This is a genomic window from Mesorhizobium sp. P2_F7 (genome assembly GCF_056403695.1).
In genome coordinates this window covers 101,174-117,814 of the sequence record NZ_JBFUFA010000012.1, presented here as the reverse complement: position 1 = coordinate 117,814, position 16,641 = coordinate 101,174, and the positions used below count along the sequence as shown (strand labels likewise).

General features: G+C 63.0%; 12 protein-coding genes. 8 read left to right on the top strand and 4 right to left on the bottom strand.

Going from position 1 to position 16,641, the window contains the following annotated elements:
• Window positions 1-103: 103 nt before the first annotated feature.
• The 4 genes from AC1DZ8_RS27640 to AC1DZ8_RS27625 all read right to left on the bottom strand — a co-directional run bounded on the left by AC1DZ8_RS27640 (window position 104) and on the right by AC1DZ8_RS27625 (window position 4,133).
• Window positions 104-1,246, bottom strand: coding sequence for a DegT/DnrJ/EryC1/StrS family aminotransferase (locus AC1DZ8_RS27640; protein WP_477302587.1), 1,143 nt, complete (start codon window positions 1,244-1,246; stop codon window positions 104-106).
• 293 nt (window positions 1,247-1,539) lie between these two features.
• Window positions 1,540-2,463: a carbohydrate kinase family protein gene (locus tag AC1DZ8_RS27635; protein WP_477302585.1), complete on the bottom strand. Its 924-nt coding sequence runs from the start codon at window positions 2,461-2,463 to the stop codon at window positions 1,540-1,542.
• Entirely contained in the window at window positions 2,460-2,906 is a 447-nt protein-coding gene (locus AC1DZ8_RS27630; RefSeq protein ID WP_477302583.1) for an RbsD/FucU family protein, read from the bottom strand. Before AC1DZ8_RS27630 ends, AC1DZ8_RS27635 begins: the two co-directional genes overlap by 4 nt.
• The gene (locus tag AC1DZ8_RS27625) at window positions 2,907-4,133 is read right to left on the bottom strand and encodes an ROK family transcriptional regulator (protein WP_477302581.1); all 1,227 of its coding nucleotides are present in this window, start codon (window positions 4,131-4,133) and stop codon (window positions 2,907-2,909) included.
• 263 nt (window positions 4,134-4,396) lie between these two features.
• Here AC1DZ8_RS27625 and AC1DZ8_RS27620 point away from each other — a divergent pair, with 263 nt between their 5' ends.
• The 8 genes from AC1DZ8_RS27620 to AC1DZ8_RS27585 all read left to right on the top strand — a co-directional run bounded on the left by AC1DZ8_RS27620 (window position 4,397) and on the right by AC1DZ8_RS27585 (window position 16,609).
• A complete protein-coding gene (locus AC1DZ8_RS27620; RefSeq protein WP_246501755.1) occupies window positions 4,397-5,374 on the top strand; it encodes a sugar ABC transporter substrate-binding protein in 978 nt (325 codons plus the stop codon).
• A gap of 96 nt (window positions 5,375-5,470) precedes the next feature.
• Complete coding sequence (locus AC1DZ8_RS27615) at window positions 5,471-6,553, top strand: ABC transporter permease (protein ID WP_352584746.1); 1,083 nt, start codon at window positions 5,471-5,473, stop codon at window positions 6,551-6,553.
• Window positions 6,550-7,338 (top strand): ATP-binding cassette domain-containing protein, encoded by a 789-nt coding sequence (locus tag AC1DZ8_RS27610; RefSeq protein WP_477302579.1) that lies wholly within the window; start codon window positions 6,550-6,552, stop codon window positions 7,336-7,338. Before AC1DZ8_RS27615 ends, AC1DZ8_RS27610 begins: the two co-directional genes overlap by 4 nt.
• 140 nt (window positions 7,339-7,478) lie before the next feature.
• Complete coding sequence (locus AC1DZ8_RS27605) at window positions 7,479-9,941, top strand: glycogen/starch/alpha-glucan phosphorylase (RefSeq protein WP_477302577.1); 2,463 nt, start codon at window positions 7,479-7,481, stop codon at window positions 9,939-9,941.
• Between the two features lie 58 nt (window positions 9,942-9,999).
• Window positions 10,000-12,213, top strand: a complete 2,214-nt coding sequence (gene glgB / locus AC1DZ8_RS27600; protein WP_477302575.1) for a 1,4-alpha-glucan branching protein GlgB — start codon at window positions 10,000-10,002, stop codon at window positions 12,211-12,213.
• A gap of 35 nt (window positions 12,214-12,248) precedes the next feature.
• Window positions 12,249-13,514, top strand: coding sequence for a glucose-1-phosphate adenylyltransferase (glgC, locus tag AC1DZ8_RS27595; RefSeq protein WP_112564064.1), 1,266 nt, complete (start codon window positions 12,249-12,251; stop codon window positions 13,512-13,514).
• 17 nt (window positions 13,515-13,531) lie between these two features.
• Window positions 13,532-14,977 carry a glycogen synthase GlgA gene (gene glgA / locus AC1DZ8_RS27590; RefSeq protein WP_477302572.1) on the top strand — a complete coding sequence of 482 codons (1,446 nt, stop codon included), beginning with the start codon at window positions 13,532-13,534 and terminating at the stop codon, window positions 14,975-14,977.
• Window positions 14,978-14,980: 3 nt separating this feature from the next.
• A complete protein-coding gene (locus tag AC1DZ8_RS27585; RefSeq protein WP_477302570.1) occupies window positions 14,981-16,609 on the top strand; it encodes an alpha-D-glucose phosphate-specific phosphoglucomutase in 1,629 nt (542 codons plus the stop codon).
• Window positions 16,610-16,641: the final 32 nt, after the last annotated feature.

Sequence of the window (16,641 nt, the reverse complement as noted above, 5' to 3'; positions counted from 1 at the left end):
AACGTTGCAGGAAGAGTGCCGTCGACAAAGCTGCCGATCTCCCCCCTTGAGGGGGAGATGCCTGGCAGGGCAGAGGGGGGTGCTTCGCGCCGACCCTGCAGTGTTACGCCGCCGCTACATGCGCCGAGTTCGAGCCGATATAATTGCGGATCGTTTCGATGATGCGGTCCTGGTCGGCTTCGCTGAGATAGGGATGCATCGGCAGGCACAGGATCCGCGTCGGCAGTTCTTCCGAAACGGTCAGCCCGGTCGGCGTGCGCGGATAGTTCTTGTAAGCGACCTGCTCGTGCAGCGGCTTCACATAATAGATCACCGACGGGATCTTCTTTTCGGTCAGATGCGCCCGCAAGCCGTCGCGCTTCGGCGTCTCGATGGCATACTGCGCCCAGGCCGAGCGGCCACTACCCAGATTGCGTGACGCCTTGACGATGTCGCCAAGACCTTCGGCGTAGCGGTTGGCCACCACCTGGCGGGCGACCATCTCGTCTTCGAGGATGGCAAGCTTTTCGATCAGGATCGCCGCCTGGATCGTGTCGAGGCGTGAATTGATGCCGACGCGGACATTGTCGTACTGCGTTTCGCCCTTGCCATGGAAGGCAAACGAACGAAGCTGGTCGGCGAGCGCGTCGTCATTGGTGAACATGGCGCCGCCATCGCCGTAGCAGCCCAGCGGCTTCGCCGGATAGAAGCTGGTCGAGCCGACATGGCCGAAGGCGCCGCACATCTTGTCGTCAGCCGAGCCGCCGATCGACTGCGCCGCATCCTCGATCACCAGCAGCCCTTCGCGCTTGGCAATTGCCATGATCGCCTCGTAGTCGGCGGCAAGGCCGAACAAATCGACCGGAATGATCGCCTTGGGCTTCAGCCGGCCTTCCTTCTTGATCATCGCGATCGCCGCTTCGAGGCTGGCGACATCGATGTTGTAGGTCTCGGCGTCGACATCGACGAACACCGGTTCGGCCTTGGCCAACGCCACCACTTCCGCCGTTGCGGCGAAGGTGAAGCTCGGCACGAACACCGCGTCGCCCGGGCCGATGCCGGCGGCAAACAGCGGCAACAGCAGCGCGTCGGTGCCGTTGGCGCAGGCCACGACATGCTTGGTGCCGATATAGGCGGCGAGCTTGTTTTCGAATTCGGTGACCTGCGGCCCCAGGATATAGCGGCCTTCCTCGACGACATTGTCGATGGCGGCCTTCAGCCGGTCGCGGATACGTTCGCGCTGCGCGCCAAGATCGATGAACTGCATGTCGGCCTCAAAACGGTAATGCGCGCGGTCCGGGAGACAACGATACGCGCAGAAACAACAACTTAACCGGCCCGCTGGTACCAGAGTTGCGCCGGTCGAGAAAGCCGGACCGCCACGGGGCGGGTTGCCGAGGTGTCGCAGCCTGTTACCACGGGTTTTTGCCGCACTGCAGCAAGATGCTGGAAATCCGGGCTTTCCAGGCCGTGACGCGGCTAATTTATCGCGTCTTTCCGGCTCGTGGAAACATAAAGTGATCGACTCTCGTAGCGGCCAGTGGCCGGACAAAGCGTGGATCAGGCGATTTCATGCCGCCAGGGCGGATTGGCGCCGGCCCGCGACACCGTCACTGCCGCCGCCTTGGCGCCGAGCGCCAGCGCCTGGCGGATGGCGTCCTCGGAAAGGCCGCCGATGTCAGCCTTGGAGAGCAGGCCCTGCTCGTGCAGCGAAGCCAGAATGCCGGCATTGAACGTGTCGCCGGCCCCGACCGTGTCGACCACCTCAACCTTCTGCGGCATCACCGTGACCTTGTGCTCGCGGCTGTAGCCGACGGCGCCTTCGCTGCCATGGGTGACGACGATCAGCTTGGGACCGCGATCCAGCCAGTTGCGGATGACGTCCTCATGCGAGCCGGCCTCACCGAACCAGTGCAAATCCTCATCCGACAGTTTTACGATGTCTGCCATTGCCATCATCGAGCGGATGCGGCGCAGATGCTTGGCCTTGTCGGGGATGAAGTTCGGCCGGATGTTGGGATCGAGCATCATGACGCGGCGCTGGTGCTCGCGCTTCATGAATTCCTCATAGGCAGCACCCGCCGGGTCCGAGATCAGGCTGATGGCGCCAAACAGCATGGCCTCGATCTCGGCGCCGAGTTCGGGCAGGTCTTCGATCGTCAGCATGCGCCCGGCGGTGTTCTCGTCATAGAAAGTGTAGGTCGCCTGGCCGTTGGTGAGCCGCACGAACGCCAGCGTGGTGGGGCGAGGCGAGGTGTGCGCATAGGTGGAACTGACCTTGCTTGCGCCGAGCGCCTCACGGAACTGGCCGCCGAACAGATCCGACGACAGGCCGGAAAAGAAGCCGGCCGGCGCGCCGAGCCGGCCGAGCGCGATCGCCGTGTTGAACACTGCGCCGCCGACATAGGGCGAAAAGGCCGGCTCGCCCAGCGTGGTGGTGCGCGGCAGCATGTCGATCAGGGCTTCGCCGCAGCAGAGAATCATGTCTCAGGACTTTCCGGCGGATAGATCACGCCTTTACGGATGATGATGTTGGCATAGAGCCTGGGTTCGCCGGTCGCGACGATCGCATACGCCGACCGGACGCGTGCATAAAAGTCGGCGCCGGCCAGCGCAACCACTTTGCGACCCGGCGCACGCTTGGTGCAGATCGCCTCGATCTCGCGGTGGACCGGATCGGCAACCGAGGGATCGCCCCTGACCGAGGCGCGAAACAGCGCTTCCGGCACGAAGTCGTCCACCGGCAGCACGCTCAATATGGCGTCGAGCACCGGAATGAGATGATGGCCGTCGGCCCGCACCAGCCGGTTTGCCTGTTCTTCCGCCGGATAATTGCCGTCGACAAGCGCGATCTCGTCGCCATGGCCCATGGCGCGCAATGTGGCCAGAAGCTCCGGACCGAGCAGCGCCGGGATACCGATCAGCATTCAGGTGCTCCTGGAGATGGTGGTCGAACCGATGAGGAAGCGTTCGGACAGCGGCAGGCTGGCGCCGCCGAGTGCGCGGGCATGGATGCCGACAGTGCCTTCGCGCACCACCGGCAGCTTGAGGCCTTCGCCGTCGATCGAACCGATGGCCTCTTTGATCGCATCCACGAGCCGGCGCCGCACCGACAGCGGCATCCAGCCGTCGATGACCGCAGCCTCGAAATCGATCACCGAGGACGCCGCGACAACAGCGTAGGCGAGCGCCCGAGCGGCATTGGCGATCCAGTCGTCGAGCTCGTGGCCGATCTCGCCCCAATCCTCAGGCGACGTCCACAGATGCGAAGCCTCGACGCCGCGTGCGTTAAGCGCCTTTTCCAGCATGGCGATCGAGGCGACGTCGATCAGCTGCGTCGGCTTGCCGTCCGGTCCCGGCACCGGCATCGAGCCCAGCGCCCCGGCATTGCCCGTCGGTCCACCAAAAAGCCGGCCGTTGAGCACGATGCCGCCACCGGCAAAGGCGCCGATGTAGAAATAGACGAAGTCGCGCGCACCGCCCGTCTGGCCGAACACCAGTTCGGCGCCGCAGGCTGACGTCGCGTCGTTCTGCAGATAGACCGGGAATTCGCATTGCGACTGGATGTCGGCGCGGATGTCGCGATTGCGCCATTCGTCCATGATGTCGCGCGGCGCACCGGCGGTGTCGGCCCAGTTCCACAGTTCGAACGGCATGGCGATGCCGAGCCCGGCAATGCGCTTGTCCTGCGCCGGCGTCAGTTCGGCGCGCATCGTCTTCATGCCCGATGTGACGAACTCCACCGTCTCGCGCGGTGCCGGATAGCGGTAGGAGTGCTGCAGCATGGAGCGCACATGCCCAAGGAAATCGATCAGCACCAGTTCGGCGCTGCGGCGGCCGATTTTGAGGCCGATGAAGAACGCGCCTTCGGGGTTCAGCGCCATCGGGATGGAAGGCTGGCCGATCTTGCCGCGCAACGGCGCCTGGCGCACCAGCAGGCTGTCTTCCTCCAGTTCGCGCATGATCACCGAGACGGTCTGCGCCGAAAGCCCGGTCATGCGCGCAATGTCCGATTTGGCCAGGCTGCCATGCTGGCGCACCAGAGACAGCACCAGCCGCTCATTGTGGTCGCGCATGCCGCTCTGATTGGTGCCACGGTGGAGACGGCTGGCGGCCGCCTCGGGCGAACCGTGCCTCGCAATGCCGGTCTCCACCCTTGTTCCTTCCCTTGGTTTATTCTTACTGCTTTTGCGGCAGAATGGGTGAACCGTGCAACGCTGTCAATAATAAATAAGAGTGATTTAATTATTGACAGGCGCCCCCCACTGGTGTCATTTGAGGGCGCGTCCACACTGGGAGATTTCGGTGGATGCGCTCGAGATGCCGGTTGGCGGCATCCGCATGGTTCCATGGGAGGAAGATCGTGACCAAAGCATTATTGAAGTCCACCGTGTTCGCCGCGGCGGGCCTCGGCCTGATGGCTTTTGCCTCTACGGCATCTGCCGCCGGCGTCGGCGCTTGCCTGATTACCAAGACCGACACCAACCCCTTCTTCGTCAAGATGAAGGAGGGCGCGACCGCTAAAGCCAAGGAAATCGGCGTCGATCTCAAGTCCTACGCCGGCAAGGCGGAAGGCGACAATGAAGGCCAGGTTGCGGCGATCGAATCCTGTATCGCCGACGGCGCCAAGGGCATTCTGATCACCGCCACCGACACGGCGGCAATCGTGCCGGCGGTGAAGAAGGCCCGTGATGCCGGGGTGCTGGTGATCGCGCTGGATACGCAGCTCGAGCCGGCCGACGCGGCGGACGCGACATTCGCAACCGACAATTTCAAGGCCGGCGAGCTTATCGGCTCCTGGGCCAAGGCAACCTTGGGGGACAAGGCCAAGGATGCCCATATCGCCTATATGGATCTGATTGCCAGCCAGCCTTCGGTCGACGTGCAACGCGACCAGGGCTTCATGAAGGGCTTCGGCATCGACCTCGGCGATCCCAAGAAGATCGGGGACGAAACGGATGCACGCAATGTCTGCCACGATCTGTCGAGCGGCAACGAGGATGGCGGCCACACCGCCATGGAGAACTGCCTGCAGAAGGATCCGGACATCAACGTGGTCTACACCATCAATGAACCGGCAGCTGCCGGCGCCTATCAGGCGCTGAAGGCAGTCGGCAAGGAGAAGGACGTTCTGATCGTCTCGGTCGACGGCGGCTGCCCCGGCGTCAAGAACGTTGCCGAGGGTGTGATCGGAGCCACCTCCCAGCAATATCCGCTGCTGATGGCCTCCCTCGGCATTGAGGCGATCAAAGCATTTGCCGATAGTGGCAAAAAGCCCGAACCGTCGCCGGGCCTGAATTTCTACAACACCGGCGTGACGCTGATCACCGACAAGCCTGCAGCCGGTATCGAGTCCATCGACACCAAGGCAGGGCTCGCCAAGTGCTGGGGTTGATTTGAACCTCCGATCGGCTCAATCTTAAGACAACGATAAGAAGAGAATTGCGCGAGGTGGCCACAGCCGCCTCGCGCAAAAGGCGGGGAGGCCGTTTTGAGCGTTGAAACCACCAAGGCCAGCGGACCACAGGAGTTCGAAAAGACTTTGGCCGCAAGCGACACCAGCGTCGCTTCCTTCGACACCCATTCGCGCACGCCGCTGGAGAGTATCCAGCACCGGCTGCACAAAAGCCCGGCCATGGTGCCGTTGATCATCCTGTTGCTTTCGGTGATCCTGTTTGCCATCGTCGTCGGCGGACGCTTCTTTTCGCCGTTCACGCTGACGCTGATCCTGCAGCAGGTGGCGATCACCGGCATGGTGGGCATCGCCCAGACTCTCGTGGTGCTGACCGCCGGCATCGACTTGTCCGTCGGCGCCATCATGGTGCTGAGTTCGGTCGTCATGGGTCAGTTCGCCATGCATTACGGCGTCCCGGCCCCGGTTGCCGTTGCCGTCGGGCTTCTGGTCGGGGCGCTGTGCGGCTTTATCAACGGCATCCTCATCGCCAGGGTGAAGTTGCCGCCCTTCATCGTCACGCTCGGCACGTGGTCGATCTATGCGGCCATCAACTTCATTTATTCGGGCAACGAGACCATCCGCAGTCAGGATCTCGAAACGAATGCACCGTTGCTGCAGTTCTTCGGCAATTCGTTCAAGGTCGGCGGCGCGGTGTTCACCTATGGCGTGCTGCTGATGCTGATCATGGCGGCGATCGCCTGGTACGTGCTCAACCATACCGCCTGGGGACGACATGTCTATGCGGTGGGCGACGACCCGGAGGCGGCCGAACTGTCGGGCGTTCGCGTCGACAGGATGCTGCTTGCGGTCTATACGCTCACGGGCATCATCTGCGCCATTGCCGGCTGGGCCCTGATTGGGCGCATCGGATCGGTGTCGCCACAAGCAGGTCAGTTCGAGAACATCAACTCGATCACCGCCGTGGTGATCGGCGGCACCTCGCTATTCGGTGGGCGCGGTTCCATTCTCGGGACCATCTTCGGCGCACTTATCGTCGGCGTGTTTGCGCTCGGCCTGAGGCTCTGGGGCACGGATCCGCAATGGACGCAATTGTCCGTCGGCGCCCTTATCATCGTGGCGGTTGGCATCGACCAGTGGATCAGGAAGATATCGGCATGACCCAGGCTCAGGACCCTATTCTCACCGCCCGCGGGCTCGTCAAACGCTATGGCCGCGTCACCGCCTTGGACAACGCCGACTTCGACCTCTATCCGGGCGAAATCCTTGCCGTCATCGGCGACAACGGCGCCGGCAAGTCGTCGCTGATCAAGGCGATTTCCGGTGCGGTCACGCCCGACGAGGGCGATATCCGCCTCGATGGCAAACCTATCGCTTTCAAGTCGCCGATGGAGGCTCGCGAAGCAGGCATCGAGACCGTCTATCAGAATCTGGCGCTTTCGCCGGCGCTGTCCATCGCCGACAACATGTTCCTCGGCCGCGAAATCCGCAAACAGGGCTTCCTGGGACAATGGATGCGCATGCTCGACCGTCCGGCAATGGAAAAGCGCGCCCGCGACAAGCTCACCGAACTGGGCCTGATGACCATCCAGAACATCAGCCAGGCGGTGGAGACGCTCTCGGGCGGTCAGCGCCAGGGCGTGGCGGTGGCACGCGCCGCCGCCTTCGGCTCGAAGATGGTGATCATGGACGAGCCGACCGCGGCGCTGGGCGTCAAGGAGAGCCGCCGCGTGCTGGAGCTTATCCTCGACGTCAAGAAGCGCGGCCTGCCGATCGTGCTGATCTCGCACAACATGCCGCATGTCTTCGAAGTGGCCGATCGGATCCACATCCATCGGCTGGGACGTCGCCTCTGCGTCATCGATCCCAAGCAATATACGATGTCGGATGCCGTGGCTTTCATGACCGGAGCCAAGGTTCCGCCGGAAGCGGCGCTCGCGGCCTGATCCTCTCTGCGGATAAATTGCCGCAGGGGAACCGGCGGCTATTCGACCTAAATCGATTGAATGTATGTTGCGATGCACTAGGATGGGCTGGGACTGAGAGCGAAAGCCGGTATGATCGCAGCACGATCACGAGAGGCAGTATGACGCGAACAATGACAGCCAAAGCCCCTGTTCTCGAAATCCCCGATCCCAAGACGCTCGCCGACGAGGTGCTGTCGGCCCTTAAATACCGGGTCGGCAAGGGCACCAACGTCGCAACCCAATATGATTGGCTGACAGCGTCGATCAAGGTCGTGCGAGACCGCATCGTCGATCACTGGATGCAGGCAACGCAGGAGGCCTACGCCCAGCAGGAAAAGCGCGTCTATTATCTGTCGCTCGAATTCCTCATCGGCCGGCTGATGCGCGATGCTTTCTCCAATCTCGGCCTGATGGACAATATGCGCGAGGCGCTGAAGTCGCTGGGCGTCGACCTCGACCTCATCGCGGGGCTTGAGCCGGACGCCGCGCTCGGCAATGGCGGTCTCGGCCGGCTCGCCGCCTGCTTCATGGAAAGCATGGCGACTGTCGACATTCCCGCGCATGGCTATGGCATTCGCTACGCCAACGGCATGTTCCGCCAGGAAATCCATGACGGCTGGCAGGTCGAACTGCCGGAAACCTGGCTCGACCACGGCAACCCGTGGGAGTTCGAGCGCCGCGAACGCGCCTTCGAGGTCGGCTTCGGCGGTTCGGTGGAATCGATCACGTCCAAGGACGGAAGGCTCGAACGCCACGTCTGGAAGCCGACCGAACATGTCCAGGCCGTCGCCTACGACACGCCGGTGGTTGGCTGGCGGGCCAACCGGGTCAACACGCTGCGGTTGTGGTCTGGCATGCCGATCGATCCGATCCTGCTCGACAAGTTCAACGCCGGCGATCACATCGGCGCGCTTGCCGAAAGCAACAAGGCCGATGCGCTGTCGCGCGTGCTTTACCCCGCCGATTCGCACAAGGCAGGGCAGGAACTCAGGCTCCGCCAGGAATATTTCTTCTCCACCGCCTCGCTGCAGGACATCGTCCAGCGCCATCTCAGCCAGTATGGCGATCTTGTCTCGCTGCCCGACAAGGCGGCGATCCATCTCAACGACACCCATCCGGCGATCGCCGTGCCGGAGCTGATGCGCCTGCTGATGGACGTCCACGGCATGGATTTCGACCAGGCATGGGACATCACCAAGCGCACCTTCGGCTACACCAACCACACGCTGCTGCCCGAGGCGCTGGAAAGCTGGCCAGTGCCGCTGTTCGAGCGGCTTTTGCCGCGCCACATGCAGATCGTCTATGCCATCAATGCGCAGGTGCTGCTCGAGGCGCGCGCCACCAACCAGTTCTCCAACGAGCAGATCAGCCGCATCTCGCTGATCCAGGAAGCCGGCGACCGCCGTGTGCGCATGGGCAACCTCGCCTTTGTCGGCTCGCACTCGATCAACGGCGTGTCGGCGCTGCACACCGAGCTGATGAAGGAGACGGTGTTTGCCGACCTTCACAAGCTCTATCCCGACCGCATCAACAACAAGACCAACGGCATCACGCCGCGGCGCTGGCTGATCCAGTGCAATCCAGGGCTGACCGCGCTTACCCGCGAGGCGATCGGCGACCGCTTCCTCGACAATATCGACGCCATCAAGGGGCTCGATGCCTTCGCCGACGACGCCGCCTTCCGCGACAAGTTCGCCGCCGTCAAGCGCTCCAACAAGGTCAAGCTCGCCAATCTCGTCGCCGACCGGCTCGGCATCAGGCTCGATCCCTCGGCGCTGTTCGACATCCAGGTCAAGCGCATCCACGAATACAAGCGCCAGCTGCTCAACATCCTGGAAGCCATCGCGCTTTACGACCAGATCCGCTCGCATCCCGAGCGGGACTGGATGCCGCGCGTGAAATTCTTCGGCGGCAAGGCCGCGCCCAGCTATCACAACGCCAAGCTGATCATCAAACTCGCCAACGACGTCGCCAAGGTCATCAACAGCGACCCGTCGGTACGCGGTCTGCTGAAAGTGGTGTTCGTGCCGAACTACAATGTCAGCCTGGCCGAGGTGATGATGCCGGCCGCCGACCTGTCGGAGCAGATATCGACCGCCGGCATGGAAGCCTCGGGCACCGGCAACATGAAGTTCGCGCTGAACGGCGCCTTGACCATCGGCACGCTCGACGGCGCCAATGTCGAGATCAAGGAGTGCGTCGGCGACGACAACATCTTCATCTTCGGCCTGACCACGGCCGAAGTCGCCGAGCGGCGCAACAATGGCTACAACCCGCGCGCCGTGATCGAAGGATCGCCGGAACTGGCGCAGGCTGTCGCGGCCGTCTCGTCGGGCGTGTTCTCGCCCGACCAGCCGGACCGCTACCGCGAGCTGATCGACGGTCTCTACAACACCGACTGGTTCATGGTTGCAGCCGATTTCGACGCCTATGCCGCTGCCCAGCGCGATGTCGACGCCGTCTGGCGCAACAGTCCCGACTGGTACGCACGCGCAATCCGCAACGTCGCCCGCGTCGGCTGGTTCTCTTCCGATCGCACGATCCGCCAATATGCGAAAGAAATCTGGAACGTGCCCGCCTGATATGATTGCATGAGGCCACGAACAATGTGGCCCAACTCCCTGGGAGGGACGCTACCTGATGAGGAAACCGCGCGTGACCGCTGCGACAAGCGGGCCGGACGGGCTGGCGCCAGCCAGCGATGTCGCGGCGATTGTTGCCGGCACGCATGGCGATCCCTTCGCGGTTCTGGGTGTGCATGAAGCCGGCAAGGGCTTCGTTGCCCGCTACTTCGTGCCCAATGCCGAGTTCGTCACCGCCTATACGCTGACCGGCAAGGAGGTCGGCGAACTCTCACGCCGCGACGATGCCGGTTTCTTCGAGGGCAAGGTATCGATCCGCAAACGCCAGCCGCTGCGCTATCACGCCAAAAATGCCGGCGGCGACTGGTGGCTGACCGATCCCTATTCCTTCGGCCCGGTGCTTGGCCCGATGGATGACTACTATATCGCGCAAGGATCGCACCTCAGGCTGTTCGACAAGCTCGGCGCCCATCTCATCGACCATGAAGGCGCCTCTGGCGTGCATTTCGCCGTCTGGGCGCCCAATGCGCGGCGCGTCTCGGTGGTCGGCGACTTCAACGAATGGGACGGCCGCCGGCACACGATGCGCGACCGCCGCGACACCGGCATCTGGGAACTGTTCATTCCCGATATCCGTGCCGGCCACCCCTACAAATACGAGATCATCGCCCCCGATGGCGTCCGCCTGCCGCTCAAGGCCGATCCGTTCGCCTTCAAGTCGGAACTGCGCCCGGCCACCGCTTCGGTGACGGCGGTGCCGCCGGCGCATGAGTGGGGCGACGATGCGCACCGCAGCTACTGGCGCAAGGCCGATCCCAGGCGCGAAGCCATATCGATCTACGAGGTCCATGCCGGCTCGTGGCAGCAACACGACGACGGCAGCTTCCTGTCATGGGACGAACTTGCCGACCAGTTGATCCCCTATGCCGTCGAAACCGGCTTCACCCACATCGAATTCCTGCCGATTTCCGAACATCCCTATGACCCGTCATGGGGTTATCAGACAACCGGACTTTATGCGCCATCGGCGCGCTTCGGCGACCCGGACGGCTTTGCCCGTTTCGTCGACGGTGCGCACCGCGCCGGCGTCGGCGTCATCCTCGACTGGGTGCCGGCGCATTTCCCGGTCGACGCGCATGGCCTGGCCAATTTCGACGGCACAGCGCTCTACGAGCATGCCGATCCGCGCAAGGGTTTTCATCCCGACTGGAACACCGCGATCTACAATTTCGGCCGCCGCGAGGTTGTGTCGTTCCTCGTCAACAATGCGCTGTTCTGGGCCGAGAAATACCATGTCGACGGTTTGCGCGTCGATGCGGTCGCCTCGATGCTCTACCTCGACTATTCGCGCAAGGCCGGCGAATGGATCCCCAACGAGAAGGGCGGTCGCGAAAACCTCGAAGCGGTCTCCTTCCTGCAGAAGATGAATAAGGAAGTCTACGGCCACCATCCCGGCGTGATGACCATCGCCGAGGAATCGACCTCATGGCCGAAGGTCTCGGCACCGGTGCATGAAGGCGGACTGGGCTTCGGCTTCAAGTGGAACATGGGCTTCATGCACGACACGCTGGAGTATTTCGCCAAGGAGCCGATCTTCCGCAAGCACCACCACAACGACCTGACCTTCGGACTGACCTACGCCTTTTCCGAAAATTTCGTGCTGCCGCTGTCCCATGACGAGGTCGTGCACGGCAAAGGCACGCTGCTCGGCAAGATGGCCGGCGACGACTGGCAGAAGTTTGCGACTTTGCGCGCCTTTTACGCCTTCATGTGGGGCTATCCCGGCAAGAAGCTGTTGTTCATGGGGCAGGAATTCGCCCAGCGCCGCGAGTGGAGCGAGGCGCGCGCGCTCGACTGGAACCTGCTCGACTTCCGCCCACATCGCGGCGTCTGGCAGACGGTGCGCGACCTCAACTATCTCTACCGCTCGCGCCCGGCGCTGCATGCGCGCGACTGCGAGCCGGATGGCTTCTCCTGGCTGATCGTCGACGACAAGGAAAACTCGGTCTTCGCCTGGCTGCGCAGTGCGCCCGACGGCAACCCGATCGCCGTCATTTCCAACTTCACGCCGGTGCCGCGGGACAATTATCGCGTGCCGTTGTCCAAGGTCGGCAAATGGCGCGAAATCATCAACACCGATGCTTCGGACTATGGTGGTTCAGGCAAGGGCAATGGCGGTGTGGTCGAAGCCAGGGCGGAGGGAGGAGGCATTTCGGCGACGATGCTTTTGCCGCCGCTGTCGACGATCATGCTGGAATTGGTTGGCGACTGAGCGATGCTCCAGACTGGTAATTTGGGAGGGTAAAAATGGCAGACTTGAAGAGAACCCAGCCGCTGGCGCGTGATGCCATGGCCTATGTGCTGGCCGGCGGCCGCGGCAGCCGGCTCAAGGAATTGACCGACCGCCGCGCCAAGCCCGCGGTCTATTTCGGCGGCAAGACGCGCATCATCGATTTCGCGCTGTCCAACGCGCTGAATTCCGGCATTCGCCGCCTCGGTGTCGCCACCCAATACAAGGCGCATTCGCTGATCCGCCACCTGCAGCGCGGCTGGAACTTCCTGCGGCCCGAGCGTAACGAAAGCTTCGACATCCTGCCGGCCAGCCAGCGTGTCTCGGAAACCCAGTGGTATGAAGGCACCGCCGACGCCGTCTACCAGAACATCGACATCATCGAGGCCTATGGCCCCGAATACATGGTCATCCTCGCCGGCGACCACATCTACAAGATGGACTACGAGCTGATGCTGCGTCAGCACGTCGACGCCAATGCCGACGTCACCGTCGGCTGCCTCGAAGTGCCGCGCATGGAAGCGACCGGCTTCGGAGTCATGCATGTCGATGGCAAGGACAACATCATCGCCTTCGTCGAAAAGCCCGCCGATCCTCCGGGCATTCCCGACAAGCCTGAGTTCGCCCTGGCCTCGATGGGCATCTATGTCTTCAAGACCAAGTTCCTGATGGAACAGCTGCGCCGCGATGCCGCCGAGCCGGGTTCGAGCCGCGACTTCGGCAAGGACATCATCCCCTACATCGTCCAGCACGGTAAGGCGATCGCGCATCGCTTCGCTAAATCCTGCGTGCGCTCGACGGCCGAGAACGAGGCCTATTGGCGCGACGTCGGCACGGTCGACGCCTATTGGGAAGCCAATATCGACTTGACCGATATCACCCCCGAACTCGACCTTTACGACCGCGACTGGCCGATCTGGACCTATGCCGAATTGAAGCCGCCGGCAAAGTTCGTGCATGACGAGGACGGCCGCCGCGGGTCGGCTGTTTCCTCGTTGGTCTCGGGCGATTGCATCGTCTCGGGCGCTTCGCTGAAGCGCAGCCTGATCTTCACCGGCGCGCGCATCAACTCCTATTCGACGCTGGAAGAAGTCGTCATGCTGCCCGACGTTCATGTCGGCCGGAACGCAAAGTTGAAGCGCGTCGTCATCGACCACGGTGTAAGGATACCGGAAGGCTTGGTGGTTGGCGAAGACCCGGCTCTCGACGCCAAGCGTTTCCGCGTTTCGGAAAAAGGTATCTGCCTGGTCACGCAGGACATGATCGACAAGCTGAAGCTGTAAGACAGGACGATAGACGCATGCAGGTTCTGTCGGTCACGCCCGAAATCTTCCCGCTGATCAAGACCGGCGGACTGGCCGACGTGACCGGCGCATTGCCGATCGCACTTGCCGCCAAGGGCGTGACGATGCGCACGCTCATCCCCGGCTTTCCCCAGGTGATGGACGCCTTCAAGAAAAAGAAGGCCGTCTATCAGTACCCGCTGCTGCAGGGCGGCAAGGCTTCGGTCCATGTCGTGAAGATCGCCGGGCTCGACCTGTTCGTGCTCGACGCGCCGCATCTCTATGACCGTCCCGGCGGCCCCTACGGCAATGCGGCTGGCGCTGACTGGCCCGATAATTGGCGGCGCTTCGCCGCGTTGAGCCAGGTCGGCGGCGATATCGCCGGCGGCGCCATCTCCGGCTACCAGCCGGATCTCGTCCACGCCCATGACTGGCAGTCGGCGATGACGCTGGCCTACATGCGCTACGGCAAGGCGGTCGGCGTGCCTTCGCTGATCACTGTGCACAACCTTGCCTTCCAGGGCCAGTTCGGCGCCGGCATTTTTGGCGAACTCGGCCTGCCGGCGGTGGCGATGGCGCTTGACGGCGTCGAATATTACGGCGGCGTCGGCTTCCTCAAGGCCGGCCTGCAGGCGGCCTGGGCGATCACCACGGTCAGCCCCACCTATGCCCAGGAAATCCGCTCGCCAGAATTCGGCATGGGTCTCGACGGCCTGATCAACATGCGATCCTCGGACCTCTATGGCATCGTCAACGGCATCGACACCGACATCTGGAACCCCGAGACCGACAAGCACCTGGTGTCGGCCTATTCCGCGCAGACGCTGAAGGCTCGCCTTCCCAACCGGGCGGTTGTCGAGGACCGTTTCAATCTGGAACAAGACGACAGCCCGATCGTCTGCGTCATCAGCCGGCTGACCTGGCAGAAGGGCATGGACATATTGGCGGCGGTGGTCGACGGGCTCGTCGCCACCGGCGCGCGGCTGGCGATCCTCGGTTCCGGCGATGCCGGGCTGGAAGGCGCGCTGCTTGCTGCCGCCGCCCGCCATCGCGGCCGCATCGGCGTCGTGGTCGGCTATGACGAGGGACTTTCCCACACCATGCAAGGCGGCTGCGACGCCATTGTCATCCCGTCGCGCTTTGAGCCCTGCGGGCTGACTCAGCTCTACGGCCTGCGCTATGGCTGCGTGCCGGTCGTGGCCCGCACCGGCGGCCTTGCCGACACCATCATCGACGCCAACGAGGCAGCGATCTCGGCAGGTGTGGCCACCGGCTTCCAGTTCGCGCCCAACAATGGCGGCGCGATGCTGCATGCCATCCGCCGGCTGGTCGACGCGCATTCGAGCCCCGCCGTCTGGGAACAGATCCAGCGCCAGGGCATGAAGGCCGATGTCTCCTGGGACAAGAGCGCCGACAAATACGTTGAACTCTACCGTCTGTTGCTTTCGAAAAGGGTTGCCTGAAGCATGATCCGGACCGTCGCCACCAAACCCTATCTTGACCAGAAACCCGGCACGTCCGGCCTGCGCAAGAAGGTGCCTGTCTTCCAGCAGGAGCACTACGCCGAGAATTTCATCCAGTCGATCTTCGACGCGCTCGATGGCTTCAAGGGCAAGACGCTGGTGATCGGCGGCGACGGCCGCTTCTACAACCGCGAAGTCATCCAGAAGGCCATCGCCATGGCCGCGGCCAACGGCTTCGGCAAGGTGATGGTCGGGCAGGGCGGCATTTTGTCGACGCCGGCGGCCTCGCATGTCATCCGCAAATACGAGACCTTCGGCGGCATCATCCTGTCGGCCAGCCACAATCCGGGCGGGCCGCATGAGGATTTCGGCATCAAATACAATGCCGGCAATGGCGGCCCGGCGCCGGAAAAGCTGACCGACGCGATCTTCGAGAAGACCAAGACGATTTCGAGCTTCAAGACTGCCGACATCGCTGAGATCGACATCGACAAGATCGGCACTGTCGAGGCCGGCGGCATGACGGTGGAGGTGATCGATCCGGTCTCCGACTATGCCGAACTGATGGAGACCCTGTTCGACTTCGACGCCATTCGCGCCAATTTCAAATACGGTTTCCGCATGCGCTTCGACGCCATGCATGCGGTCACCGGCCCCTATGCCAAGGAGATCCTCGAACGCCGGCTCGGCGCGGAGAACGGCACCTGCCGCAACTACAAGCCGCTGCCGGATTTCGGCGGCCATCACCCCGATCCGAATCTGGTCCATGCCAAGCACCTCTATGATGAGATGATGGGACCGGACGCGCCGGATTTCGGCGCAGCTTCCGATGGCGATGGCGACCGCAACCTGATCATCGGCAAGGGCATTTTCGTCACCCCGTCGGACTCGGTGGCGATGCTAGCCGCCAACGCGCAGCTGGCGCCGGGCTACAAGGACGGGCTGAAAGGCATCGCCCGCTCGATGCCGACCAGCGGCGCCGCCGACCGCGTCGCCGAAAAGCTCGGCATCGGCATCTATGAAACGCCGACCGGCTGGAAGTTCTTCGGCAATCTGCTCGACGCCGGCATGGCGACGATCTGCGGCGAGGAAAGCGCCGGCACCGGCTCCAACCATGTCCGCGAAAAGGACGGGCTATGGGCGGTGCTGCTGTGGCTGAACATCCTGGCCGTGCGCGGCGAAAGCGCCAAGCAGGTGGTCACCGAACACTGGGCGACCTACGGCCGCAACTACTATTCGCGCCACGACTATGAAGAGGTCGAGACCGATCGCGCCAATGCCCTGGTCGACGAACTACGCGCCAAGCTTGGCTCGCTGCCCGGCACCAGCGTGCGCGGCATGAAGATCGCCAGTGCCGATGATTTCGCCTATCACGATCCGGTCGACGGTTCGGTGAGCAAGAACCAGGGGATCCGCATCCTGTTCGAAGGCGGCTCCCGCGTCGTGTTTCGTTTGTCCGGCACCGGCACGTCGGGCGCGACGCTGCGCGTCTATATCGAGCGCTACGAGCCGGACAGGGCGAGGCACGATCTCGACACGCAAGAGGCGCTCGCGGATCTGATTGCCGCGGCGGATGATATTGCCGGGATCAAGAGCCACACCGGCCGCAACAAGCCGAGCGTGATTACTTGAGGGTGGTGGTGCGCGCCTCTCCTTCTCCCCTT